Annotated in this window: 21 protein-coding genes and 1 tRNA gene; 13 read left to right on the top strand and 9 right to left on the bottom strand. The window is 40.1% G+C overall.

What is annotated here, in order from left to right:
• Window positions 1–52: 52 nt before the first annotated feature.
• From BR06_RS0118635 to BR06_RS0118625, 3 genes are all read right to left on the bottom strand, one after another.
• The gene (locus BR06_RS0118635) at window positions 53–901 is read right to left on the bottom strand and encodes a hypothetical protein (protein WP_031485780.1); all 849 of its coding nucleotides are present in this window, start codon (window positions 899–901) and stop codon (window positions 53–55) included.
• The gene (locus BR06_RS0118630; protein ID WP_235727758.1) at window positions 898–2,928 is read right to left on the bottom strand and encodes a SpoIIE family protein phosphatase; all 2,031 of its coding nucleotides are present in this window, start codon (window positions 2,926–2,928) and stop codon (window positions 898–900) included. Before BR06_RS0118630 ends, BR06_RS0118635 begins: the two co-directional genes overlap by 4 nt.
• Window positions 2,929–3,166: 238 nt before the next feature.
• On the bottom strand, window positions 3,167–3,850 hold the full coding sequence (locus tag BR06_RS0118625; RefSeq protein WP_031485776.1) for a DUF554 domain-containing protein: 684 nt from the start codon (window positions 3,848–3,850) through the stop codon (window positions 3,167–3,169).
• A 225-nt stretch (window positions 3,851–4,075) separates the two neighbouring features.
• Between BR06_RS0118625 and BR06_RS0118620 the strand changes: the two genes are divergently transcribed.
• The 7 genes from BR06_RS0118620 to BR06_RS0118590 all read left to right on the top strand — a co-directional run bounded on the left by BR06_RS0118620 (window position 4,076) and on the right by BR06_RS0118590 (window position 9,635).
• A tRNA-Leu gene (locus BR06_RS0118620) sits at window positions 4,076–4,162 on the top strand.
• Window positions 4,163–4,691: 529 nt separating this feature from the next.
• The gene (locus BR06_RS0118615; RefSeq protein WP_031485775.1) at window positions 4,692–5,600 is read left to right on the top strand and encodes an ion channel; all 909 of its coding nucleotides are present in this window, start codon (window positions 4,692–4,694) and stop codon (window positions 5,598–5,600) included.
• Window positions 5,597–6,469: a nucleotidyltransferase domain-containing protein gene (locus BR06_RS0118610; RefSeq protein ID WP_031485772.1), complete on the top strand. Its 873-nt coding sequence runs from the start codon at window positions 5,597–5,599 to the stop codon at window positions 6,467–6,469. Before BR06_RS0118615 ends, BR06_RS0118610 begins: the two co-directional genes overlap by 4 nt.
• A gap of 116 nt (window positions 6,470–6,585) precedes the next feature.
• Complete coding sequence (locus BR06_RS19465) at window positions 6,586–7,290, top strand: helix-turn-helix transcriptional regulator (protein ID WP_034603199.1); 705 nt, start codon at window positions 6,586–6,588, stop codon at window positions 7,288–7,290.
• 120 nt (window positions 7,291–7,410) lie between these two features.
• Window positions 7,411–7,692, top strand: coding sequence for a hypothetical protein (locus tag BR06_RS0118600; protein ID WP_031485771.1), 282 nt, complete (start codon window positions 7,411–7,413; stop codon window positions 7,690–7,692).
• Between the two features lie 48 nt (window positions 7,693–7,740).
• Complete coding sequence (locus tag BR06_RS0118595) at window positions 7,741–8,919, top strand: hypothetical protein (RefSeq protein WP_031485769.1); 1,179 nt, start codon at window positions 7,741–7,743, stop codon at window positions 8,917–8,919.
• On the top strand, window positions 8,919–9,635 hold the full coding sequence (locus BR06_RS0118590) for a hypothetical protein (RefSeq protein ID WP_031485767.1): 717 nt from the start codon (window positions 8,919–8,921) through the stop codon (window positions 9,633–9,635). Before BR06_RS0118595 ends, BR06_RS0118590 begins: the two co-directional genes overlap by 1 nt.
• On the opposite strand, the gene BR06_RS0118585 is transcribed toward BR06_RS0118590, so the two are convergent.
• Window positions 9,618–9,827 (bottom strand): hypothetical protein, encoded by a 210-nt coding sequence (locus BR06_RS0118585; protein WP_031485766.1) that lies wholly within the window; start codon window positions 9,825–9,827, stop codon window positions 9,618–9,620. The genes BR06_RS0118590 and BR06_RS0118585 overlap by 18 nt on opposite strands.
• Window positions 9,828–10,010: 183 nt before the next feature.
• Window positions 10,011–11,309 (bottom strand): hypothetical protein, encoded by a 1,299-nt coding sequence (locus tag BR06_RS0118580; protein ID WP_031485764.1) that lies wholly within the window; start codon window positions 11,307–11,309, stop codon window positions 10,011–10,013.
• A gap of 473 nt (window positions 11,310–11,782) precedes the next feature.
• On the opposite strand from BR06_RS0118580, the gene BR06_RS20420 reads away from it, so the two are divergent.
• Window positions 11,783–11,923 carry a hypothetical protein gene (locus BR06_RS20420; protein ID WP_156952750.1) on the top strand — a complete coding sequence of 47 codons (141 nt, stop codon included), beginning with the start codon at window positions 11,783–11,785 and terminating at the stop codon, window positions 11,921–11,923.
• A 96-nt stretch (window positions 11,924–12,019) separates the two neighbouring features.
• On the opposite strand, the gene BR06_RS0118575 is transcribed toward BR06_RS20420, so the two are convergent.
• Both BR06_RS0118575 and BR06_RS0118570 read right to left on the bottom strand, forming a co-directional pair.
• Window positions 12,020–12,838, bottom strand: a complete 819-nt coding sequence (locus tag BR06_RS0118575; protein ID WP_031485762.1) for a hypothetical protein — start codon at window positions 12,836–12,838, stop codon at window positions 12,020–12,022.
• Between the two features lie 321 nt (window positions 12,839–13,159).
• Window positions 13,160–13,666, bottom strand: coding sequence for a hypothetical protein (locus BR06_RS0118570; protein ID WP_156952749.1), 507 nt, complete (start codon window positions 13,664–13,666; stop codon window positions 13,160–13,162).
• Between the two features lie 351 nt (window positions 13,667–14,017).
• Between BR06_RS0118570 and BR06_RS0118565 the strand changes: the two genes are divergently transcribed.
• From BR06_RS0118565 to BR06_RS20415, 5 genes are all read left to right on the top strand, one after another.
• The gene (locus tag BR06_RS0118565) at window positions 14,018–14,335 is read left to right on the top strand and encodes a plasmid mobilization protein (RefSeq protein ID WP_031485758.1); all 318 of its coding nucleotides are present in this window, start codon (window positions 14,018–14,020) and stop codon (window positions 14,333–14,335) included.
• Window positions 14,332–18,639 carry a TraI/MobA(P) family conjugative relaxase gene (gene traI / locus BR06_RS20225; protein ID WP_084154274.1) on the top strand — a complete coding sequence of 1,436 codons (4,308 nt, stop codon included), beginning with the start codon at window positions 14,332–14,334 and terminating at the stop codon, window positions 18,637–18,639. Before BR06_RS0118565 ends, traI begins: the two co-directional genes overlap by 4 nt.
• Before the next feature lie 117 nt (window positions 18,640–18,756).
• The gene (locus BR06_RS0118555; RefSeq protein WP_031485754.1) at window positions 18,757–20,856 is read left to right on the top strand and encodes a DEAD/DEAH box helicase; all 2,100 of its coding nucleotides are present in this window, start codon (window positions 18,757–18,759) and stop codon (window positions 20,854–20,856) included.
• A 7-nt stretch (window positions 20,857–20,863) separates the two neighbouring features.
• Window positions 20,864–21,568, top strand: a complete 705-nt coding sequence (locus BR06_RS0118550; protein ID WP_084154272.1) for a DUF2290 domain-containing protein — start codon at window positions 20,864–20,866, stop codon at window positions 21,566–21,568.
• Between the two features lie 715 nt (window positions 21,569–22,283).
• Entirely contained in the window at window positions 22,284–22,508 is a 225-nt protein-coding gene (locus tag BR06_RS20415) for a hypothetical protein (RefSeq protein WP_169738264.1), read from the top strand.
• A 49-nt stretch (window positions 22,509–22,557) separates the two neighbouring features.
• Here BR06_RS20415 and BR06_RS0118535 read toward each other — a convergent pair whose 3' ends face one another.
• Entirely contained in the window at window positions 22,558–23,118 is a 561-nt protein-coding gene (locus tag BR06_RS0118535) for a hypothetical protein (RefSeq protein WP_031485746.1), read from the bottom strand.
• Window positions 23,093–23,320 (bottom strand): hypothetical protein, encoded by a 228-nt coding sequence (locus BR06_RS0118530; protein ID WP_031485744.1) that lies wholly within the window; start codon window positions 23,318–23,320, stop codon window positions 23,093–23,095. The genes BR06_RS0118535 and BR06_RS0118530 overlap by 26 nt, the downstream gene beginning before the upstream one ends.
• Window positions 23,321–23,419 lie beyond the last annotated feature (99 nt).

The following is a 23,419-nucleotide window of genomic DNA, read 5'->3' as shown; positions in this document are numbered from 1 at the left end:
TAGTTCCGGTGGATGGTATTTGTTTCTGTAGTCTGCGGGACGAAGTTTAGCGTTATGTTTTTGTCCGGTAGAATGAATTATAGGCAAGGGTTAACAATACTGCGAAACCTGCTGAAATAACGCCTAGAATAGCGTTGTAGAAAGGTGGAGCCGCTAGTGCAAGCCTTATGAGCAGGGTGACAAGTGCGAATCCAGAGTTTCTGAATACGGCATGGAATGACGGCAGAAATCTCTGGGAAATCAAAACTAGTAATATGTCGCTGAAAATAAGAATTGTATAGAAGGTGCTGAAGAAATCAAAATGGTGAACTCCAAGTACTGGAGATAGCAGATTGTATGCTCCAAGCCCTGCAAAAATAACCAGCATAAATAAAGCTACCAGCTTTTTAGATGCAACATAGCGGAACTTGAACGCAGGCCTTAAGGCTGGCAGAGGACGCTGTATCTTGTAATATATCCCAAGAAGGACAAATACGGCAAAGGCACCCGTTCCATCAGATAAAATTCGGTAAATTGGGGTTAAGTCACCAGTGAAAGTTATAGGTTCGGGGAAATTAACTAGTTCTTTGAAGGAACTTCGCATCAGAATCAGGCAGAGAATTTCGAATTGTTTGCCGACTGATTTTGCAAAGGAACAGGGCAGAACAAAAATCAGACTGATTACTTCAAGTATTAAAACCAGCGTAAAAGCAATACCGATAGCGTGGTAGTGGTTATCGGGTGTTTTTGTAGCAATGAATTCCGGCAACCATCCGCGTCTGCCAAGTTCTATCCCGATAAGCGCAGCTATAAAACAGGCTACAAGAACGCCGGCAACTGCTCGCTGTGTTTTCTCGCGTTCCCAGAAAGCGTGTAGGGGATCGAAGGCATAGGTCGCCAATTCGTAAATTGAATATGTCATAAAAATTTAATTATGATGACGGTGCAATCGTCTTCAAGCGGGAGGCCTCTCCTGTGGGCTGCAACCTGAGTATGAATTTCTTCTACTATTTCCTGCGCCGGCTTGTCACAGTTTTCGCGTATTATTTGACGAACTTGTTCTTTGCTGAACTGCTCACCCTTGGGGCTATGTGCTTCCCATATTCCATCAGTATATAAAGTTAGAATCTGGCCCGATTTCAGCTGAGTGAAATGTTCTTTGTACAGGTAGTATTCATCAACTCCTATAGCCAGACCTGTTCCTATCATTTCTTCAAACTCGTCAGTTTCAGGGGTATAAATGAGTCCAGGGTCATGTCCGGCTCTAATCCAGTTAACCGTTTTGTTTTTTGTGTCACATATAGCAGTGAACAGTGTCATAAAATGACCCGTCTGTGCGCAGTCTTCGGTTACAAGTGCGTTAACTTTGCTGACGACTTCAACCAGTGGTCGTCCCTTTCCCGTCAAAGCGCGAATATATGCTCTGGCGCTGGTCATCAGCAGTGCTGCGCTAATGCCATGTCCCGATACATCCCCTATCGCGGTTGCGAAGACGTCTTTGCCACATGTTTGACATCCGATGAAATCAAAATAGTCGCCGCCGGTTTTCTCTGAAAACACACACTTGGCACCAATTTCAGCTCCTGAGACTTCAGGTGTTGTTTGAGGCAGCAAGTTTTGCTGAGCCTCATCTGCAAGTGAGAGAGCTTGAAGTATAGATGAATGTTCTCGTAGTTGAGGAACCATGAAGTTGAAATTCTCAGCAAGTTCTCCGAGCTCATCCTTTGAGTGTAGATCAGCCCGCGCGTTCCAGTCTCCATTTCCTACTTTTATAACGGCCTCTGATATCTGCCGGATGGGAGATGAAAGGCTTTGTGACACAAAATATGCAACAATACTAAGAAATGAAATTATTGATAAAACGATGAGGGTTGTCTCTTTAATTTGACGGGTGATACTCTCGCTTACGTATTGCTCAGCTTCGTCTGCTTCAGCAGTAAAATCACTTACAGGAATTACGATTAAAAGGGCCAATGAATCATTTATCGGGCTGTACGTCCAAAGAGCAGGAATGCCCTTGTAATTCATTTGAAGAACACCAGCTCTTTGCATTGTGATATCATCTACAAGGCTTGAAAATTCCGGGTTGTTCTCGAAAACATATTCCGGTTCGGGCGGGGCTTGCCAAAAGTGCCCCATTATATTTTTGGTAGTACTTTCTTCTAAAGCACCTTCATTGCGCCCAACGATCAACAGTTTGTCCTTATGACTATCATTTTCATATCGGGTTGAAACCATCATGATATTAACATTCTGTTCAGCATTTATGATCATTGAGCTGCTAATTGTTGTTCCCACAGGAATAACTAGAGATGTAGCACCGATAAATTCATCTTTTTCATTAAACAGAGGACTTGATAGACGGTAACACAGGGATCTTGTTGCCGGATCGGGGACAGGGAGAGTCCATACGGTTTTAAGCTCTTTTTTGACCTCTTTATACCATAGACTGATACGCGGGTCATACATCGGCGGAAATGAGTTGTGCGCCGGATAGGTGGCTTGCAGCCCATTTTCAAGGGTGACTTCCTGCCACAGGGCGAGAGTATTAAGCGTTGAACTGCATGCTTGAAACATATGTAAGAGAGGAGAAATCCTACGGACGAAGGGCATAGCTTCACTTTCCGACAGTCCCGGAGACAGCCAATAGGACATATGATCAGGCGAGATGGGGAGGTCAATAAGATCTCCCTTTTCAGGGGGCTTTTCCGAATGTTTCATTTGACGGTGCATGCCGCGGCCCATCATCGCTGTTTTTTTGTAGTTTGGGTCTATGACAAGCGTTGGTTCATTCAGCACTTTTTTAGGGGACGTGATGAATGGTGGACGCATAAGCGAAGGGCTTTTTTGGGCTGTGAGAAGATTTTCGGCCTCTGACCGCACACTTTTTAGGGTCGTTCTATATAATCGGTCTTCAAGATTAATGATTGCGGCAGTTCCTTCGGCCATGTGGGCAAGGCTGTCTGTTGCCCTCTCTAGTAGAGTTACTCTCGTTTGGATTTGAAGGTCTGAGCCGAGGTCTGTTAGCGAGTTTAGACCATAAAATCGGATTATAATTAGGGGTAACAAAGAGAACGTTAGGAGTATGAGGAGTATTTTCCAGCGGATTTTCATATGTTCATTAAACCTCAGCCTCGTTAAATATTCAATGAAGAAAAAGCAAAAAAAATAAAAAAAGGAAAGAAAATTAGCGGAAAAGAGTTGTAAGTATAACGACTACACCGAGTGATGGAAGTAAATTAGATAAATTTATTTTCTTAACATCCAATAAAACCAAGCTGATGCCTATAATGAGAACTCCGCCTGTGGCGGTGAGCTGTTCAATCAAGAGCGGAGAAAACCATTCTTGGAAAGAGTTTGCAAAAATGGTCAATGCGCCTTGGTAAAGAAGCACGGGGATGAATGAAAACAGAACACCCATACCGTAAGTGGACGCGAGTGCAATTGAGGCAAAGCCGTCAAGGATAGATTTAGTATAGATGATAGTGGGATCACCTTTAATGCCTTCCTCAAAAGATCCGATTATAGCCATTGCGCCGATACAGAAAATGAGAGATGCAGTAATAAACCCATCAATGAAGCCTGTCTCTTTAGATCCGACCATTCTTTTGAGTCGGCCCGCCAGCCGCTCGAATAGTGTATCAAGTCTTAGTAATTCACCGATTATCCCGCCGATGAGTATGCTGAATATGAGTATGAGAATGTCTTGAACTTTCAGGGCCATCTGCATACCTATAACAATAGTGCTAAGGCCTAGCCCTTGAAATACAATCTGTCTGATGCGCTCGGGGAATCTACTGTGCAGCATAACACCAATCAGTGAGCCGCCGATAATAGATGCAGCGTTAACAAGGGAACCGGTGGGGATCATGAAATACTCACGTAGATATATAGTTAATGTAGGCAGAAATGGTTAGCATTTAGCATTCCGGTTTACAAGAGGGAGTATTTGTAAAATAGTAATATTGCTGAGTTTAGGTGGGTCAAGTTGACCGGGATATGGATATGAGCAAAATAAAGTAGTTAAAAGGTAACACCTTGCATTAAATAGTCTTGACAGTTGTTGGCTCATCTAATAGTAAAAGTTTCTCGATGTGCCGGGATGGCGGAATTGGTAGACGCAGCGGACTCAAAATCCGCCGGTAGTGATACCATGAGAGTTCAATTCTCTCTCCCGGTACCAGATAAATCAAGGGTTTATAGCTTTACAGCTGTAAACCCTTTTTTATTTAGGTGTTTGTTATCCCACTTGTATCCCACTTTAGAATATTTCATTTAGCGGGAAAACTCCTTTGTTTGTTGACTCCAAAGAATTAAAGTCTTTTTTATATCTCCTGATTCCATGTATTGCTTACTGGTTGTTTCTTGTTTATGTGTATTTCTTAACAGGTGAGGCAGTAAAAAAGGTTTAAATAATGAGTTTAGCTTTATTGGATTTACTGAAGTAGGCTGAAGAGGATTATGAATGGTATCCAACTATTAGAAAAATTCTTCAAGTAGTAGCTGAGACAATTAGCATAGATGGACGAGGTCGTGCTTTAGATAACGTTTTCATTGAACGGTTTTGATGGACAGTAAAATATGAGGAAGTTTACCTTAAGGAACTCGCTAACGGTTCAGAACTATACATGAACCTTGAAATAACAAGTATATTCTTGTACGGATGAATATATAATGTTTGAATTGGACCAGAATAGTATGGGAGGATGATTGTGAGTCAAGACCCATTTTTTAGGCTTCATGGGGAATGTGATAAGATTAAGAGCCCGGGAGAGTTTTCTACTGTATTGCGCAATGGGAAAGGTTTTCACAACGGGATATATTGGCCAGCTTTGTGGGAATACGTGAAAGGTGAAACTCCACCGCTAAAAGAATTACATTTTGAAAATTGTAGCTTAAGCAAAACAACTCTCAAAGGGCTAGAATTCGTATCTTGTAAATTTATCGATTGTCGCTTTATCGATACCAAATTTGAAAATTGTGAATTCCATGGCTGTGAATTCCATGGTTGTAATTTCTATAGAGCAACAATGGATAATTGCTATCTTGACCCAAAGGCAATTAAAGGCATTAGCAAGGTGATGCACCCCAATATAGCCTTAAGAGTTTTTGCAGATCTTAAAAAAAACGCAAAACAAGTTGAGAATCCAAACTTCCAATCTGATGCAGAGTTTTATTACAAGGTGTACAATAGGTATCAAAAAAGGTTTGGATTAACAATTAAGGGCAACCAGAAGAGGTTGTCATTCAAATGGATTTATAAACTTTTCCGTTTTGTTTTTACATTTCTTGTAGATTTCCTATGGATGCTTATTTCTGGATATGGAATGCGTTCACGATATGTATTCTTCTCAGGCTTATCGCTCGTGTGCATTCTTACATTTATAAATTACCGCTTTGGAGCATTGATTGAAGGAAGTTCAAATGGGGGAGATATCGTCTCAAAGGGAGTTGACTCTTTATATTTTTCTGTGATGACGATCACCACTCTGGGCTATGGCGCCATCGCTCCAACTAACCCTGAAGGCAAGTTGCTAATTGTTTCTCAAGCCTTAGTGGGTGTTATTTGGCTCACCGCTTGTGCAAGCGTTATTGTAAAAAAAATTGTGAGATCGTCATGAGTACTACATCAAAAATGTTATTTGGATCTGTCGCAAGAGGGGACTACTCTGAGCACAGCGATATTGATTATCTAATTGTGTCAGATATGCCAGGTGCAACGATTGAACGTACTTCCCCAAAGGACTCTGTTTCCAAATACACATGGGCAGAATTTGACGAATTAGTTGAAAAAAAGATGCTTTTTATTCAACACCTCAAACAGGAAGGCGTAATTCTTTCAGATGAAGACAACAGGCTCTCAAATATTTTTAGTAAGTTCTCACCTAAAAAGAGCTACCGAAAAGATTATAACGAGACAAAGGCGCTGCTTGAGCTGCTAGCAGTTATACCGGAAGAAAAACACTCAGTATTATGGTATGCAGATGTTCTTTTTGTTGCATTTAGAAATCTTACGATAACGCACTTGGCTGAGAGAGGGGAGTACGTTTTCTCTCCACAACTTTTATCAACAACCCTTGGCAACCATATCTGGAACAACATGGAAGTCATTAGAAGAGCCAAGCACGCTTACAGGGAAAAAACTGAATCATTTTATTTAAATAGCAATTTCATTCAGAGCACAGCATGTTTAGTCACAAATGCCTTAGGTATTGATTTTTCTCCCGTTAAAACAGGAGATGAACAATTCACTGAGAATTTGCTCAGTCTATCTGCAACTGGAAACCCATGGTATCTAAGAGTCCGCGCAGCTGAGGGGCTATTGAATCATAACCATAAAGGGCGTATCCCTCCGGCCATTTGGGATAGGCATAAAGATATAATAACGAATCAATTTAGCTACAGAGATTTTATATCTCAACTTGAATTGGACAGTGCCATTTACAACATTATCGAAGATGCATTTATGGCAAAGCTAGCTGTTAAATAATAAGGTGATCATAAATACATTGACCAACCAAGTAGTTGACTCTCAATATTGCGATACTTTGTACAAAAAAACTATTCTTCGAAAGAGAGCCTCATAACGACTAAAGAGAGTTGATTTTGAAGAAAGATATTTGGTTAAATTTAAGTCCACGGGTTATTAAAAGGATCGAGGAAGGTAAGCCTAATCAGGCCGGTTACCTTGCAGGCCTTGTGAAAGCACAAGAGAAGTTAGGTTTTCCTGATAATTTGCCTTTAATGGATCGGGAAGAAGTAGGCCGCAAAGTCTTAAAAGTCGCACCTGAGATTAAAGAGATTCTTGTTAAGGATTCAGATGGATCAGTTGATAATAAACTCGCTTCGCAGAGGGTCGAATATTTAGTTATTAAAGATCATGGCATGGAGTTTTTTCCTGTAAGCCGTGGGGCAGGCGCAGAACTTACCTTGAAAGAGCTGCGCGCCCGAACCGGATACAGTCTCCGGAAACTTGCCGAGCTTTTAGAAGTAGCTCCATCGACAATATCAAAGTGGGAAAGTGGCAAGGTCAGTTTCACATGTGAAGCTGCTCAACACGTTTGCGCCGTCTTAGGTTTGAATCCGGAAATACTTGCTTATAGCAAACGTGAGTCCGTGTTTGCTGGAGCGAAGGTTAAACAGTTTATGGATCAGAGAGAGCTGCGCATTGTAGACCTTATAGAGCAGTCAGGCCTGCAAAGGACACTCGTTGATAAAATACTAAGAAATGAACAGGCTCTGACTGAAAGTTCTGCTGAAAAAATTGCACCGGTGTTAGGGTGTGCAACCGCTGATTTGTTTGAAAAATAGTTTTACTCCATAGAAGAAATTTGAATCAATAATCCTAGTTATAGTTATTATTTACCGTCTTTTTGCTTGTATTTTGTTTCTATTGTATGTATATTCTATTCAACAAACACGGAGGTAGTTGTGAATACAATAACTGAAATTATTTATGATAATATTGATTTTAATACTTTCCCTTTCGACGCGTGGGAAGGAAAAGCAAGAGTGGCCATAGAAGGAAGTAAAGACTTGCATGTTTCGTTTGAAAATCTTGGCTATGAATACAGTCTTGAATTTGATGAGAACACTCCCTCAATAGCAGATCCATTTGGAGCGATATTTCAAACTCTTTCAGATAGCGCTGAATGGGTGGATATAGCAAAGCAAGTTTGTTCAGATTTTAGTCTATGCGAAGTTGAGGGATAGTTATAGAATTGACTCAAGCAAGCACTTTTAAATTAGAAGGAGAAGAACGTGAAGTCTCTCTTGCTTTCTACATATTATGATTTTTTAAAAGAAAATGATCCATTTGTGACTAAGTATGCTGAGCAGGATGCACAGAATTTAGCAGAGAAGGAGGACTCACCGACTGTCATAGACAATATTGACGACTATCCAAATAGTTTTAACGATTGCTTGACCGAAATGGATACCAAAGTTCTTATTAAGGTTGTGAAAGATACTGGAGTAAGTTTTGAACATGCTTTAGAAGTTGCTCCTCAAATTCTTCCTGAGTTGCGATCTGCCCCTCAAGGCCTGTATCAGAAAATGAATCTTGATTACCATGCGGTTCTCAATTTTGCCCTGTCTGGAAAGAAAACATTCCACTTTAGCAATAATCTTTCTGATCACTTGGCAAACACCGAGGTTAACATCAAAAGCTCGTTTTTTCAGCTACCGTTTGCCAGCTGTCTTTTTTCCTTTACTTCTCCGGCTGTGGTTAAGGCTATGTATAAAATTCATGGGGAAGATGTTGCTGATATAGACTTCACAGCTCCAATTTCTGTTTTTCTTACAATTCTTCCAGTAGAAGAAAGTTTGTCTGGCCGCAGATTGATGCTTTGCGCTTATCATTCTCGGTATCCCGACAATCTGTATTTCCACATAAAGCGAGAATTGTATTTAGGAGATGATTGGACTCTTGAGCAATCCCTGCATACAGATTGGAATAATTTGGTTCCACCGGAAGCCAATGAGCTTTCTACAGAAGATGATTCCCGGTTTTATACAGATGGGCTCCATTTTTTCCGTATCATAATGAATGCGGCTCTCTATATTACTTCTGACCATGCTGAGCTGGCCTTCAGAGAAAATCCCAGAAAAGAATTTGAGGATAGTATTCAGCGGACCACCCGTTCTAAGCGGACAAAACTTCAAAAAAGGGCTATGCGCCACACAGCTCTCGATTATGAAGAAGTTGGGGCTTCTGTGGAGGCTATTGTTATAGACAAAAGAGACCTCTATGAAGCAGAAGGCTCACGAGTAGAGGGAAGCAAGGCACAAGTCAGGTTTATGGTCAGAGGTCATTGGAGGAACCAGCCGTGCGGTGCTGGCGGACAAGAAAGAAAATTAATTTGGGTCAAGCCTCATTTTAAAGGTCCGGATTTGGCTGAAGCTATAAATAAATCATATGTTGTTAAAGGAAATTCGTAATGTCTTGCAAAGCAAATGAAGCCGAATCTCAAACAACACTGAAAATAAGCCCAATCCACACAGGAGCTAGTCCTGTATTTAGTATGTCTAGGGAAGAAGTGTGCGAGTGGCTTTTTAAACCATGCGCGGAGCATCTAAAGAATCAAAGCCCAATAAGAATTTTTAATGGTCATTTACCATTTTCAAAGTCAAGCGTAACCAAACTCCACGCAGAGTCAACGGTCGGTATCCCCTCAGAAAAGGATGATTCAAGTTTCTTTGAGAGTGAAGAGGAGGTCTTTTTCGGTGGACTTCAATATGTCCTCTACGCCGGAGGTGGAGGTGTTCCAGATATTGCAACCGGGTTCAGAGATTTTGACATTCATCTTAGCTATATAAAAGAAGATAAAGAGATTGTACTTCATTGCAATCTCAACAGGATTTTTGTCTCACAGAGATTTAGAAAACAATGGTTTGGGGCTGCCTTGGTCCTTGCGACTGCGCAGCTCGTCATAGACCATTGGAAGGATGCAATTATTCAATGTGAGAGCATGGCCTGTAACAGCTTTGAAATACAATCAATCATGCTCTCCCTGTACGCCGATTTTGATTCAGAAGAAGGTGAAAAAATGTTTACCTTGTTAATGGAATTCCTGAACGAATTCAGGGATTACTATTTGGAGCAGGGGGCTTGTAAAATTCAAGTCAAAGAGATTTATTCAGATGTTGGTTTTTAAAAGAGGAGTAAATGTAATCATCCCATTTTCAACTGCTCTCATGCTGCTGCCGAAGTTAAAGCGCTGCCCCTTGGCCTTTTCAGAGGAATCCTTCTTTTTCTTCCTATAAGCTGCTTGAGTAATTCTACGGTTTCTCAGTCTTTTCCATTTTTTGATTTTGGCTTTAGGACCAGAAGCCTTGGTCACTTCCAACAGCACTCACTGAGATACTTCGTTGCATTTACCTGGCTTCATCACGGATTCCATCCGGTCTTTTATTGATGGATAAGATCTTACTGACTCGTAGGTCGGGCTTACCTATCATCGAGCAGTCCCTCTCCTGATCATAACCACTTTCTTCTTCTTTGAGTTTGGCTAACCCTTGATAAAATAATCCTACAAAAGAACAGTCGTAAACTCAGGAGGGAAAATAGGTGCTAATGATATTGGGGGGGTATTATGATCAGTAATAAAGTCTACTTGATAGTAAAAATTTGGTTTATAATTAAAGTTTACTTCTAGAGAGTCTCCATGTTTTTCATAGGACACTACAGCCCTCTGAAAGCAATAAAAATTACTAACATCCATACTCCCATCATCTGACTTTAACATCTGTTTTGACTCTTCCGATGAAACTGTACCTATTGGTATTTGAAGTTTAAAATACGAAAATTCTTTGTTCATAATTTTATCCAGCAAACTGTTTTCTGCTTGAATATTAAAAACAGGCTTACACTCAAGGCTCAAAAAGGAACTAGAAGTCGACTGGACCGGAATTGCTCGTGTAAGTAAAACACAAGATAGCCCTTTGTAGTGACTTTTAAAATTTTCTCGAATCCATTTTTCGGTTTTTTGCATAGAGATATACTCTGGTAGAGAGACCATAAGCATTTTTAAGAAATTACCACTACTCTTCTCCTTTGTATGTTTCATCAAATTTTTGTAAGCTTTACCAAAAAGATTTTCGAACCTTTTCTGCTCCGTTTTCTTTTGAGGAATCAACATGTTAAATTGGTAACTAATTCTCCTTTGAGATAAGTCACTTTCACCTATATGGTTTAGAGTGAAAGTAAAAGATTCGGTTTTAACCTCTCTCTTTTTCGTTTGAAGCATATCCTCTACAACTGACATGCACCTATTTGGGGTGGGAATATTCCCTTCTTTCGCACCTAAAATAAGAAGCCTCAATCCTGTTATTCTTTTTTTCTTCATTAATATAATGAATTCTTTTTCAATTTCTTTCGCCTTAGAATCCACCTTACGCGGAACTTCAGAAGGAAGTAGCTTTTTACATGAAATTAGAAATGATAGTTTTTTTTCATTAATAACAATATCATATCCTGGTTGACTCTCTGGGGGCATTTGCACATCGTGAAATTCCATAAAATAAGAAGCTGCTATAGCTTCATAACTCACTCCTACTTGATCTGAAGCTTTAGTCTTTTTTACTCGCTCAGCATACCCTTTAACCCATTCTTCTGCGCCAGAATTAAGAAGAAGCTTCAGAGCATTGCCTAAAGTAAATAGTTCAATTGTTGCAAGGTAGTCTCTTCGATTCCAAAGCTTTTTGATGGTGTGTTGACCATTACTCTTCTTTGCTAACCACTTAGAGCTGAAAATATCTTCAACAATTTGTAAATTCTCAACAACCAGATCTTCAGAAATTCCATTGGGAATTTGTCGTCTTATTGTCACCAAAATCTCCTTAGCCTTCAACAATTACCCCTAAAGCAAATTTCATAAACGATTATAATACTTCCAGTGGTAATCAGTCCATTTTTAATGGCTTTTAAAAGTAGAGGCTATGCAGCCTTTTTCAAATTTTGCATCGGGGTGATACCGCCAATCCCTGACATAATTCTGAACTTCATTGATACTCTCAAAAAGATACTGGTTCAGCAAGTCGTAGCGAATTGTTCGATTAAATCTTTTAAAGCTAGACACTAAGTCTGAGATCGAAGTGATGGCAGCTAATGTCTTGAGTAAACTCGAAATTAGGAACAGCTGATCAATCAGCAGAATACCTTTTACGCATTGAGCAGAGACTGTAGGCTAGGTGCTTCATCGTATATAAGCCTTCTCAATTTAAATGGTTATGCTCTTTTAGCAACACTATCTTTGCCCGTTGCTACTGTATCCTTAGCAATTAATGCGCAGAGGGGCGGGATGTGTTGCCCTGCATAGAGTTCAACGCATCGTTAAGAAATGAAGCTAGGCTGATTCCAATGAATTTTGGAATTGATCAAGGCGCACCTGTTTCCGGTGAGTCTTTTCGGGCAGTATGTAAATTTTCAAGCATGAACCCTTGATGGACGATCCCTCAAAAAAATACTGCCGAGCAGGATGCCTAATTATATAAATTGCTAACAATCAACTTGGCAGCAAGTCACACTGTAGAGAAACTATTATTTAGATGGGATATTTGGATGTATATTTTTCTCATATATTTCTAGCGGATATTTGCCAGAAAGCTGCAAACATTTCATTGTTTCAAGGGGACCATCTGCTGCTGTAAACGAACAAGGTATATAACGTAGTTTAGTATCCCCATAATTAAATGATTTTGGAGTTTCTTTACTTGAAAAATAATCAAATCCTATTGTTGAGAAAAAGGATCTCTCTGTAGCCAATTTAGATTGTAGCCATTCTGTTGTTGAAGGGCTGCAGATATCATTGATAGTTGCCTTAAATTCATTAACCTCTTCCTGTGCAACTATTTCAGGAAGATATTCGGCTTGTTTTTGAGTATATGGTTGGTACTTAATCGTTAAGTCAATGATATTAAATGGAGGACAATGTAGCCATACATGCCCAGGAGATATTCTACTTTCTACATGCTGAGGTGAATCATATTGCCATAAAAACTTTTCCGTTATTTGTGAGGAAGAAGGATATACAGCATTAAATGATCCTTCTACCATGACATTCCATATACCAAGTTTTTCTAAAATTTTAGAAAGCGCCAGAGACATATTGACACAAGCACCTTGGCTCCCATCTTTAACAAGTTCGTCATGCATTGGCTGCAATACATGCGGGATAGTTTCTCTCACATATTTTAAATAATCATCATCATATTTTTTATTCCTAATCCAGAACCCATAGTTGCGTAAAAAATCAGGATCTTTCTGTTCTGCCTTTAAAAAGTTTTTTTCATCGTAAAAGCCAACAGAGCTAAAATCTATTCCTTTTCCTCTAAAAAGCTCGATCAATTCTGTGCGCATAGATACCTCGATAATGTTGTCATAATTTTATATACACATATACCAAACGCGCTCAACAATCCCGATTGGCGTGTAATATTTAATAAACTTAAATTCCGAGAATGAATAACGATTAATTTAAAATTATACACTATAGGAACGCCCTTGAGAAGAATTATCCTGAATTGTCAGCCAAGGTTAATAATATGCACCGGAGCATTTTTCGTGACCTCTACTTAGAAGCCCTGCCATCTTCTTACCATCTAATGAACACTTTCTTATCAGACTTTATTTTCACTTTACACATGTGCTAACTTTAGATCTGGGCAATAAGTATTTCAACTAATCGCTGTCGAGTGACTCTAGATTTTTCAATATATCTTTAGGCGTTCCATTCTCAAGTATTTTTTTAATTGAGGATGCTGCCTTTAATTCTTCTTGGTCAAATGTTTCAGAGATGGCAATTGTTCTTTCAATTCCTAACTCCTGTACGATTCTAGAATACTCATGCTTTTTATCCTGCATTGCTTTAAGCATGTCTATGGATTTCATAAGTTTTTTGGCATGTTCTTCTACAGATTTTGAATATGTACCTGTTTTCCCAGAGTATACTGCATGATCATACAACTCTTCGCTAAAATTTAGATTCCCTATTGAGTCAAAATAGAATCCTCTGACAATATGTGCACGAGGATTCGTTTTAGCCTGTTCAGTAAGAGACTTAATTATTTCATTTTTGAGATCTTGATCGGCTGCATCGTTGTAGATTCTAACTACTAAGTCGGATGGCAATTCAATTCCCGTATTTCCGATATGCATATAGTTCTCCTTGATTTTTTGATCTTTCATGCTGGAGCTTAATCCTAATTCGTGAGATAGCGCATATTCTTAGAACTGGGAACAAATACAAAGTGCTTTTTTGTCACCAAATTTGAAATTTAAAAGTTATTCTAGGTTACTTTAGGTTATTTAAAGTTACTAACCGTTACTCTATGTTATTATAGAGTATTTTTTTTAGGACCTTCCGATGTAACGCAAAATCACATATAATATCACGGAGTCGGAAGGCAGGACAGGTAAGGTAGGCCCACTTTTCCAAAGTGGACCTACCTTACGCCCTGCCCAGCCTAGGGCTGGGATCGCTTATTCGCCTGCGGCTCAACGCAAGAAAAAATACAGTCCAAGAAGGAATTGAACGCAGTGCCGAGCAAAAAGAAAGTCATCAAAGCTTATGTCTCTGATAAAGAATACAAGAAGATTTGTGGCACTGCCAAACAGTGCAACCTGTCACTGTCTGCTTTCGCAAAAGCTGTAACTCTCGGTCACGAAATCAAAAGTCGTGAGGATCAGCAGGCACGTCGAGAGTTGCTAAAAATGAGTGCGAATCTGGGCCGTTTGGGTGGTTTGCTCAAAATGTGGATTCTTGATGATGACGAACATCGACCTGATGTTGAGAAGTTGCTTGTAGACTTACGGAAGCAGCAGAAAACAATGTATGAGAAAGTCAGAGAATTATGATTAGTCGTTTGATCACCTGTAAGCCACAGAACTCAAGCTATCGTCGTTTGGCCGATTATATTGCCGATGCCAAGAATAAAGGAGAGAAGACTCTTGATTCTTGGCACGAGGGCTGCTGGGCTGTTGATCATTATGATTTAGCCATACAGGAAGTACTAGATACTCAGGATCTAAACACACGCAGTAAGAAAGAAAAGACATACCATCTTATAGTGTCCTTCAGACCTGAAGACGAGGCTGTGCTGAAGCCAGAAGATTTTCGGGAAATTGAGAAAGAATTTGCCACGGTTCTTGGATTTGAGGAGCACCAGCGGCATTGTGGAGTTCATAAGAACACCAACAACCTTCATATGCATATTGCTTACAACATGATTCATCCGGAGAAACTTACTAGGCATGAGCCGTACCGAGACTATCATAAGCGAGATGTCTTGCATCGAGTGTTGGAAAATAAGTATGGTCTTCAGCGGGACAATGGCCTTCAGGGTGATGGTCCGAAAAGGGCAAACGAAAAGGCCGTAACTTATGAGGCTCATTCCGGACAGCAGTCTTTTGACTCCTATGTAAAAGAGCGTGAGAATAATATTTCAGAAGCTCTATCAAAAGCTCAAAACTGGCAGGACTTACATATCGCGCTTGCCAAATCAGGTTTGGAAATACGCAAGCGTGGCAATGGTTGCATTATCAAAGATAGTCATTCCAAAACGGCAATAAAAGCTAGTAGCCTGGGGCGTAATTATTCCAAGGGAAAATTGGAAAAGCAACTTGGTCCTTTTGAAGAAGTAGGCCCTTCTATTCAGGCTGTAACCGAGCAGGAACGGTATGAAGCGGTCCCAATTCATAGAGGGCCTGAAAGGGCTGTCTTGTATGCAGAGTACAAAAAAGGAATTGATGAACGTAAGCTGCGTTACGAAGCCCTGAAGGTCGAAGAAAAAGAATTGGATAATCTAGGAATTACTCTAGGAATATCACCAATAAAAGCGCGTACTATTAAAGAAAGGATTCTCCAAGATCGTAGGGATATCCGAGCAGAAATACCTTTTAGCAACTGGAATGATTTCCTGAAGCTGAAAGTTCAGGATGGTAACAAAACAGCACTAGCTGTTTTACAAACTCGCCAGCCAAAGGCGACAGAAGAACAAAGTGTAATCAGTGTTGCTTTTGCAACTCCAGAAAGACTTATTGAGCAGATTGATGATGTTGATGTTTTAGAGAAGGCCCACACTGTCGCTGTCGCAGCCGCTTTGAATGAGATTAAATCCGGGGATCTCCTGCGTAACCAGTACCGGGAAGGAGGCCGTCTGCATGAGGAAAAACCAACAGAAATTTTGTCAGCTGTGACCGTTGAATGGGGGGGAGAAGATAAGCCTTCTTTGGAATCTGTTTGTCAGATTGCCGGCATTGGTTTTGAAAATAATGGTTTTAAACGGCTGCATAGTTCTAATTTGCTTCAGACTGTTTACAAAAAAACTCTACGTCAGACACTTGAGTCTGAAGGCTATTCCACGAAGTTCTCTAAAAAGGGTGCAAGGGGTGTAAATAGGAAAGAACCCGTTTCTGGTGATAATATGAACTCCCTTGAATTAGAGCGTCATCTGAGAGCCGCTTTTCAGGAAACAACAGAGCGGCGCGGTAATTTCCTTATAGAGCATTTAAAAAAAGATATTGTAGAGTACTTTGATAAAATTAATTACCCGTTGGAGATGGAAGATATTCAGCTTTTTTTGCATAGCAAAGCTATCAGTAAAAAAATGGTTGCTCTTCCTGGGCAAAGTGATGGGGCAAAAACTAAGTATACAATTAAGACATTGCTACAAGCGGAAACTGATAACCGAGCCTGGCTAAAACTTGGAAGCAATAGATTTGAAGATCATGTTGATCCAGAAATTGGGCAAAAGATGACTTCGGTCGCTAAAAATATTTTTGACTTTAAATTTGAAGGTGAGCAATTGGAAGCCGCGTTAGGCGTTCTGAGTTCTCCGGATTTCATTACTTGTATTCAGGGTGACCCTGGGACAGGTAAAACTACGCTTTTGCAAGCTGTCATTGAGACTCATGGTCGGGATCGTGTCCTTGGGCTGTCAAAAGCTGGTTCGGCAGCCAAGAAGCTTGGAGATGAAACTGGTATTACTGCCCAGACTATTGATCGGTTTTGCATTGATTATGAGCGGCGCATCATGGCCTTGGAGTCTGGCGATGATAAGGAGCTGGAAGCTACAGCGTATGTGAAGAGTCTTTTCGAGCAGAAGCCGGCCCTGATTATTGTTGACGAGGCTTCGATGATGGGCAGCATGGACGCCGTGCGCCTTTGCAACATAGCAGCTAAAGAAGGGGCAAGAATTGTTGCTGTCGGCGATACTAAACAGCTCCCTGGTGTTGGGGCAGGAAAGCCTTTTGAAGAGTGGCAAAAAGATGGAGCAAAAACTTTCAGGTTGAAGCAGATCCGAAGACAGAAAGGAACGCTACAGCGGCAGGCTGTAGAAGCTGCATCTCATGACGATGCGAAGAGTGCCGTTCAGTTATTGGTCTCCGGCAATATTATAAAAGAGGTTGAGGGAACTGAAGAGCGTATAGAAGCTGTTGTTCAAGATTTTTTCCAGCATTTTGAAGCAGAGGAAGGCATGCCCTTGCTGATTACTTCGTTGAACTCAGACAGGGAGGCCTTCAATAAAGAAATCAGAGCATCCCTTGTTGATAAGGGAATTGTGGCAAAGGAAAACTTCCGTCAAGAAATAGAGCTACCTTCCGGGGAAACAGCAGAACGGGATTTTGCCGCAGGAGACAGCATAATTTTTCTAAAGAAGGGTGGCGCGCACATTCAGTGCAATGAAGACGATCCGATTCTGAATGGAACGCGAGGCAAGATTCTTTCAGTCGAAAATAGTACTTACCTTGTAGAGACTGAAAGTGGCCAGCAGGTTAACTTCACTGGTGATGACTTTAATCACTTTGATCATGCCTATTGCATTTCAACATATAAGAGTCAGGGCCTCAGTTCTGATTCCCATGTTATTTATCATGCCCCGGCATATTCTCTGCTGCTTTCCAAAAATGAGTTTTTGGTGGGGATCTCGCGTAATAAGAATAATGTTTCAGTTTACACTGATAATTTTGGAGAGTTTTTGGCCAAGGTTCAAAGTGCAGCTGTCAAAAAGAGTGCGCTGGATCTTTTTGAAAAAGGGAATGAACGAGCCTCTAGTTCTCTGTGGCTCCGTACTGCCGCTGAGGCCATAGAAAAAAGGTTAAAGGGTGCCGATACTCTAAGAGAGGAACGTTCGTTCCTTATTGAGCAGGCCGGCAAGTGGAGTGATGTCTCAGAAGAAGATCGGAACAGGATCAACGAGGCGTACACAAAGATGAAAGAAGACTTCCACCAGCGTATGTCCATAGCTGATGAGGTTCGAACAGATAATACCTCTGAACTTGAGAAAACTGCAATCCAGAAGTACAAGAGCTTGGTGCAAGGTGTTAAGGATATTGAAAAATCCAAATCATCCTTTGCTGATAAAATGAGTTCGCAAAACAAGCTGGTTAATAGTTTCATGAAGGAGTTCATGGCTGACTTTGCGCCTCAGGGGAAAGTCGCTTCATGGAAACCAGAAAAGAAAACATCATTTACGCCAGGGGCAATCATCAATGCAGATGAAGTTGCCTTGAATAAAGAATACAAAGAAGTCGTTGCCCAGAGAAAAGCAGCTTTAGAAAATTTGAAAGAAGAAAGGGCTATCTCTTATCAGCAGGTCAAAGGAGCGTGGCAGGGTAAGCGCCGGGAGTGGATACACGACCGCTCGTTGCTCAGGAAAGATAAGCACCAGCTTTTGTCGCTGGCCAAGATGAAGCAGTTGCAAGCTGAAGAGGGCATGCGGAAGGAATTTGATTCCAAAAGAGGCAAGATTTGGAGTGAGTCTGGTTTCAGGACATGGAACGACTATTTGTACATGAAAGCGCAGAATGGGGATGCTTGTGCCATGGAAGTTTGGGCCAAACAGTATAACCCAACTCTCTCAGATGAATATACTCCCTTGGTTAAAGATGATCTTTTCAAGGGATTGGAAACCAATGTTGATAATAGAGGGAATATTCTTCATTCTCTCGAAAATGGCAGCATGATCAAAGACAACGGTGACAAAATATTCTTCTCTCAAAATGATGCAACTGCGCGCAAGGCTGCATCTAAACTGGCCCAGCGCAAGTTTGGTGATTTCATGGAGATGAGCGGAAATAGTATTACCAAAGTGACTGATAAGATGAAGAGAATGAAAATTACTATTGCGAAGGGTAAGGGGCAGGCTGTAAGTAGGTAGAAGTTTGTAATCGTTTCCGACTCTAGCTGTTAGCTTGAACTTACTGAGTTGATTCTGTAGAGGTAGTCTTAAATATTTAAATTTATGTTTTGGCTTTATGCCGTATAGGATAATAAAATGAGCTTAGAAATTGTTCGCGGTAATAATAGAAATCCAATTGCTATTACAGCTTTGATTAATTGCTTGAAAAGTGACAACATTTCAGGGACTTTATATGTTGGATATCCTATCATTGCTACAGCTGAGGATAGTCATACCATAGAGGCTATGCTGGTTTCACCCCAGAATGGCTTAATTGCTTTTCATTTTCCAGACACTCAAGTTTCTGAGACTGTTTATGACCAGCAAGATAGTATTGTTTATGTTTTGGAGTCTAATCTATCCAAGCACGAAAGTTTGCGAGTGCGGAGAAGGTTAGCCGTCGAAGCCAATGTGATAGCTTTTTTCTCTAAAGATGTTGGAATTAAAAGTGAAGACGATTATAATATTGCTCATCCTGATGTATTTAAGGAAACGATTGCTCGTTGTATCCCTATTCAAGATGGTTATTATAAAAAAGTTTGCTCTGCAATACAGAGAGTAACAACTATTAAACCTGCTAAAAAGCGTGTTAATGTTAAGAATGCTAATTCAAAGGGAGCAATCTTAAAGAGACTTGAGCGCGAGATCGCGAACCTTGATCAGTGGCAGAAGAGTGCCGCGATAGAAGTCCCGGAAGGACCCCAGAGAGTTAGAGGTTTGGCCGGATCAGGTAAAACAATAGTTTTAGCTTTAAAAGCAGCATATTTGCATGCGCAGCATCCTGATTGGGACATTGTTGTTACTTTTAATACAAGGTCATTAATCCAGCAGTTTACAGATTTAATTGAACGCTTTTCGATTGAGCATTCAGGTGACAAGCCAGACTGGGATAAAATAAAGATAATGCCTGCTTGGGGGAACTTTTCTAGTGGAGGGGTTTACTCTGCGATTGCTACTTTATATGATTTAACTCCTGTAAACTTTGCAACAGCGAAACAGAAGTATGGGTATTCTAATGCCTTTTCAGGTGTATGTAACGAGCTTCTTCAGTATGTGAAATCTTCCCCATCAAAAGAAGTATATGATGCAATTCTCATTGATGAAGCTCAAGATCTTCCTTCTGCATTTTTTCAAATCATCTATTACTGCACTAAGGACCCAAAAAGAATTATATGGGCCTACGATGAGTTACAGAATTTGAATGATTCTGCAATGCTTCCGCTCGATGAACTGTTTGGAACATCTCAATCAGGGCAGCAAAATATTGAGGTTCATAATGCTGAAGACGAAGCTAGGCAAGATATTACTCTACCTGTTTGTTATCGCAATTCTCCTTGGACACTAACTTTAGCACATGCTTTGGGGATGGGGGTTTATCGTTCTGAGGGGCTAGTGCAGCTTTTTGATGAACTTAATCTTTTTGAAGATATTGGATATAAAGTCCACTCAGGAGCTCTTTCGTTTGAAAGTGATGTGTCCTTAGAGAGAAAAGTTTCAAGTTATCCGGGTTATATTACAGATCTTTTTGACCCTCGTGATATAATGCAGAGCAAGATTTTTGAATCTAAAATTGAACAGTACGAATGGGTAGCAAGTCAAATTAATAAGAATTTGAAAGAAGACGAGCTTGACCCTGATGATATTTTAGTGATTTTTGCAAATGCAGTTACTGCTAAAAATGAATACGGGATATTTTATAATTCTATGCTTAGATATGGAATAGATACACATCTTGCAGGAGTATCAAGCAGTAGAGATGTTTTTTCATATTCAGGCTCTGTTACAGCTTCAGGGATATATAGGGCAAAGGGCAACGAAGCGCCGATGGTTTATCTCGTTAATGGAGAGTGGTGTTCTCTTGGGTATGAAATGATTAAACGGAGAAATACTCTTTTTACAGCAATCACTAGATCAAGTGCTTGGGTTAATATTTGTGGTGTTGGCCCAGGGATGCAAGAAATACAAGATGAAATAAATGCTGTTGTTGAGAATAACTATAGGCTTTCATTTCATATCCCCCCAAGAGAAAAACTTGCTGAACTAAGAATCATTAACAGGGACAGAACAAGCGAAGAAAAAAAGGAAGTTACTGTTGCTCAAAGAAATCTTCATGATGTTGCAAAGCTAGTTAGTCAAGGTCTTCTAGATGATAAAGATCCTGCGATACAGCAACTTCTTTCTTTGTTGAACAAATAGGTCCGTTATGTCCAAACTTTCATTACAGATATTTAGTGATATGAGAAGCACATTGAATTTTTTGGCTGCAAAAAATCTCTGTTTTTTTTATATTGACCCAATCAAGACTTCTCATGTTGGGGTTGAGTTAATTACATGGCCTAACCATGAATCAGGTGGAGCTAGTAAGGAATCTTATTTCGGCAGTTTTGAACAATACAGAAGTTTTATAGTAAATGGAAGTTATCACGCTTTGCTCTTTGATGGTTCCTTAATTAGGGCTTCTTTTAAGGTCTTTGAAAATGAGCTGCTGGCTCATAGCTTGTGGTATTGGCCTTGTCCTTTTTTGTTGGACGAAGATGATTTTGAAGACGGTCCCCCTTTAGATGTCGTTGATGCATATTGTGAAGACAAGAATTGGCACAAATATATAAAAATGCGTACTCCCATTCGATTTGATTATGATACAATAAATGCTTCACTTGCCCATCCATTATCCCATATGCATTTTCAAAATTCAGATTGCCGTTTAAAAGTTAACTCTCCGATGTGTTTTAATCAGTTTGTTAAATTTATTTTTGATCACTTTTACCCCAAAAGAGCTCCATTATGCGAAGACTGGAAGCACTTCTCTAATTGTTTTAAAAAGATGCAATTACCTCCTGAGGCTCACTTTATGACGAAAGATAGACATTTTCTTGGCTTGGAATCATCAAATTTTCCGCTTGAGTGATGATGTTGAGTTGTTGAAGAGGAAGAAGCGAACATCAGAACGTATTGCTCTGATTGACGAGCAGATTAAACCAATAGAAGATGACGTCAGAGATTTAAAAAGTGACATAGAAATCAATGTTAAAGATCCTGCTTATCGCTTCGAGGATAACATGTACTTATTGTATTTTAATTCCGCATTATGATCGACTCAAGAGCTTTTAAATTTCTTTTGAGGCTGGTCTTCTCTATTCTCTTATTTATATGTGCGCCAGTTATGTTGTTTTTCTCCTCTCCTTTTCTTAGTGGATTTTCTTATGTGATTCTTTGCATGCTCATAGGAGCATATGCCGTTTCTGTTTTTGCTTCATTAAGGTTTTCATTCAGCAAAAGGCTCGTCGATGATGTGATGATGAATGACTACGTAAGTAAAAGGTGGAAAGATATACCTGTTCTGGCATATCCCTTTTTCCAGATTGCCTTATTTAGTATAATATCTGGTTATCTTTGGATTGGCTTTCCATATCTATTTACAGGCATTAATGGGCAACCAATTCCATCAATGGCAGGATTTTCATGGTTAGAATTTGGGATTCAAGTAACTCTAGGAGCTGTTCTTTTTGACTTTATGGAGAGCTATAGACTCAGTATTACGTCAATTCAATGCAATGGGTTAGGATTAATGACCTTCATATTTCTTCATAAATTGATAATAGGATTCTATTTTTGGAGGTTTTTTGTGTCGGTTGGGTCAAGTTATTTTAAAAACAATAAAACTTAAGACTCATGATTTACGCGAAAAATATGAAGGTGGTCCTTGTGAGCACGAGACATTGTTGAAAGAGTATTACAAAAGTGCTCAAACGGGTGACTGGGTTTGCAGTCGGTGTGGTGAATGTTTTTATGGGCTAACGTATTCGCAGGCTAGATCAGAAGCCAATAAAGACGTTTCAGAAGATTAAATTTTGCGAGCCCGCTGGAAGCAAAAAGATCCCCCCTCAGAGTTCCTTGCTATCTGGCCACAGCCTTGGCGTTTGCTTTTTGCATGCCCAAGGCCTTTTTTTGCATGCCCATGTAAAGCTCATTTGCTTTAGTAAGGTTCTTTTTACGTTGCCGTAACAGATTCTTTTCATCGTGGGAGCCATCTCCCTTGAGCCTGTTCGTCAATCGGGCTTGATGGCTCTTTATGAACTCTCTGAATCCATCTAATGGAAGGCCTCCTTGTTTTCTCTTGCCAGCATAAGTTGAAGCTGCTTTCTTGTATGCTTCGCTGTCCTGGACTTGCTCCATAGACTTCTTGGCCTCTTCAACTTGAGTCAATGCAGGCTTAATGCTGTTCGTCATTTCTGCGGAGTTTGCGTAGGTGTTCTTTTCTTGGATTAAAGCAATCTTTTCCGCATTTAAGATTGCTTCCGGATCTTGAGATTCAGCTAGCTCTTTGTACATGGACAATGTGTCTTTAAGGCCTTTCTGAAAAGCTAGTGCTTCAGGTGTATTTTCTTTTTGTTGATATGCTTTCCAGTCATCACCAAGTTTCATTGAAAGTTTAATCAGTAAGCCAGTTTTCGCCATATTTTTCATTTGCCTCCGAAAGATCTATTTTAGAATTTCTAAGTTCATCAGTTCCTATAATCTCTTTAAGGGCTTGAGCTAGATGTGGGGCCAGAGGGAGTTTGAACCTCAACTCGTGCGCCTCATCATGTTTGCCTTCAGCATCCAGTTCTCGAATTTTTTCAATAATTTTGAACTCTTGTTCTTTCGTCATTTGAGCCATAATTTCCTCCTTATTTTGATAGCGTCAGCCTACCTTCTAAGGCTTTAAAAGGAAAGCTTCCAATCATACAGATGGCCCCCCCTCAGAGCCCATCTGAAT

This window comes from Maridesulfovibrio frigidus DSM 17176, assembly GCF_000711735.1.
Taxonomy (GTDB): domain Bacteria; phylum Desulfobacterota; class Desulfovibrionia; order Desulfovibrionales; family Desulfovibrionaceae; genus Maridesulfovibrio; species Maridesulfovibrio frigidus.
Note: the sequence above shows the minus strand (reverse complement) of the source record. Positions and strands in the feature narration are given on the sequence as shown.

What these genes read in the sequence shown, in the direction of transcription:
- BR06_RS0118635 (WP_031485780.1), bottom strand. Translation starts at nt 901, where the DNA reads ATGACATATTCAATTTACGAATTGGCGACCTATGCCTTCGATCCCCTA.
- BR06_RS0118630 (WP_235727758.1), bottom strand. Translation starts at nt 2,928, where the DNA reads ATGGCCGAAGGAACTGCCGCAATCATTAATCTTGAAGACCGATTATAT.
- BR06_RS0118625 (WP_031485776.1), bottom strand. Translation starts at nt 3,850, where the DNA reads ATGATCCCCACCGGTTCCCTTGTTAACGCTGCATCTATTATCGGCGGC.
- BR06_RS0118610 (WP_031485772.1), top strand. Translation starts at nt 5,597, where the DNA reads ATGAGTACTACATCAAAAATGTTATTTGGATCTGTCGCAAGAGGGGAC.
- BR06_RS0118590 (WP_031485767.1), top strand. Translation starts at nt 8,919, where the DNA reads ATGTCTTGCAAAGCAAATGAAGCCGAATCTCAAACAACACTGAAAATA.
- BR06_RS0118575 (WP_031485762.1), bottom strand. Translation starts at nt 12,838, where the DNA reads ATGCGCACAGAATTGATCGAGCTTTTTAGAGGAAAAGGAATAGATTTT.
- BR06_RS0118570 (WP_156952749.1), bottom strand. Translation starts at nt 13,666, where the DNA reads ATGAAAGATCAAAAAATCAAGGAGAACTATATGCATATCGGAAATACG.
- traI (WP_084154274.1), top strand. Translation starts at nt 14,332, where the DNA reads ATGATTAGTCGTTTGATCACCTGTAAGCCACAGAACTCAAGCTATCGT.
- BR06_RS0118555 (WP_031485754.1), top strand. Translation starts at nt 18,757, where the DNA reads ATGAGCTTAGAAATTGTTCGCGGTAATAATAGAAATCCAATTGCTATT.
- BR06_RS0118550 (WP_084154272.1), top strand. Translation starts at nt 20,864, where the DNA reads ATGTCCAAACTTTCATTACAGATATTTAGTGATATGAGAAGCACATTG.
- BR06_RS0118535 (WP_031485746.1), bottom strand. Translation starts at nt 23,118, where the DNA reads ATGGCGAAAACTGGCTTACTGATTAAACTTTCAATGAAACTTGGTGAT.
- BR06_RS0118530 (WP_031485744.1), bottom strand. Translation starts at nt 23,320, where the DNA reads ATGGCTCAAATGACGAAAGAACAAGAGTTCAAAATTATTGAAAAAATT.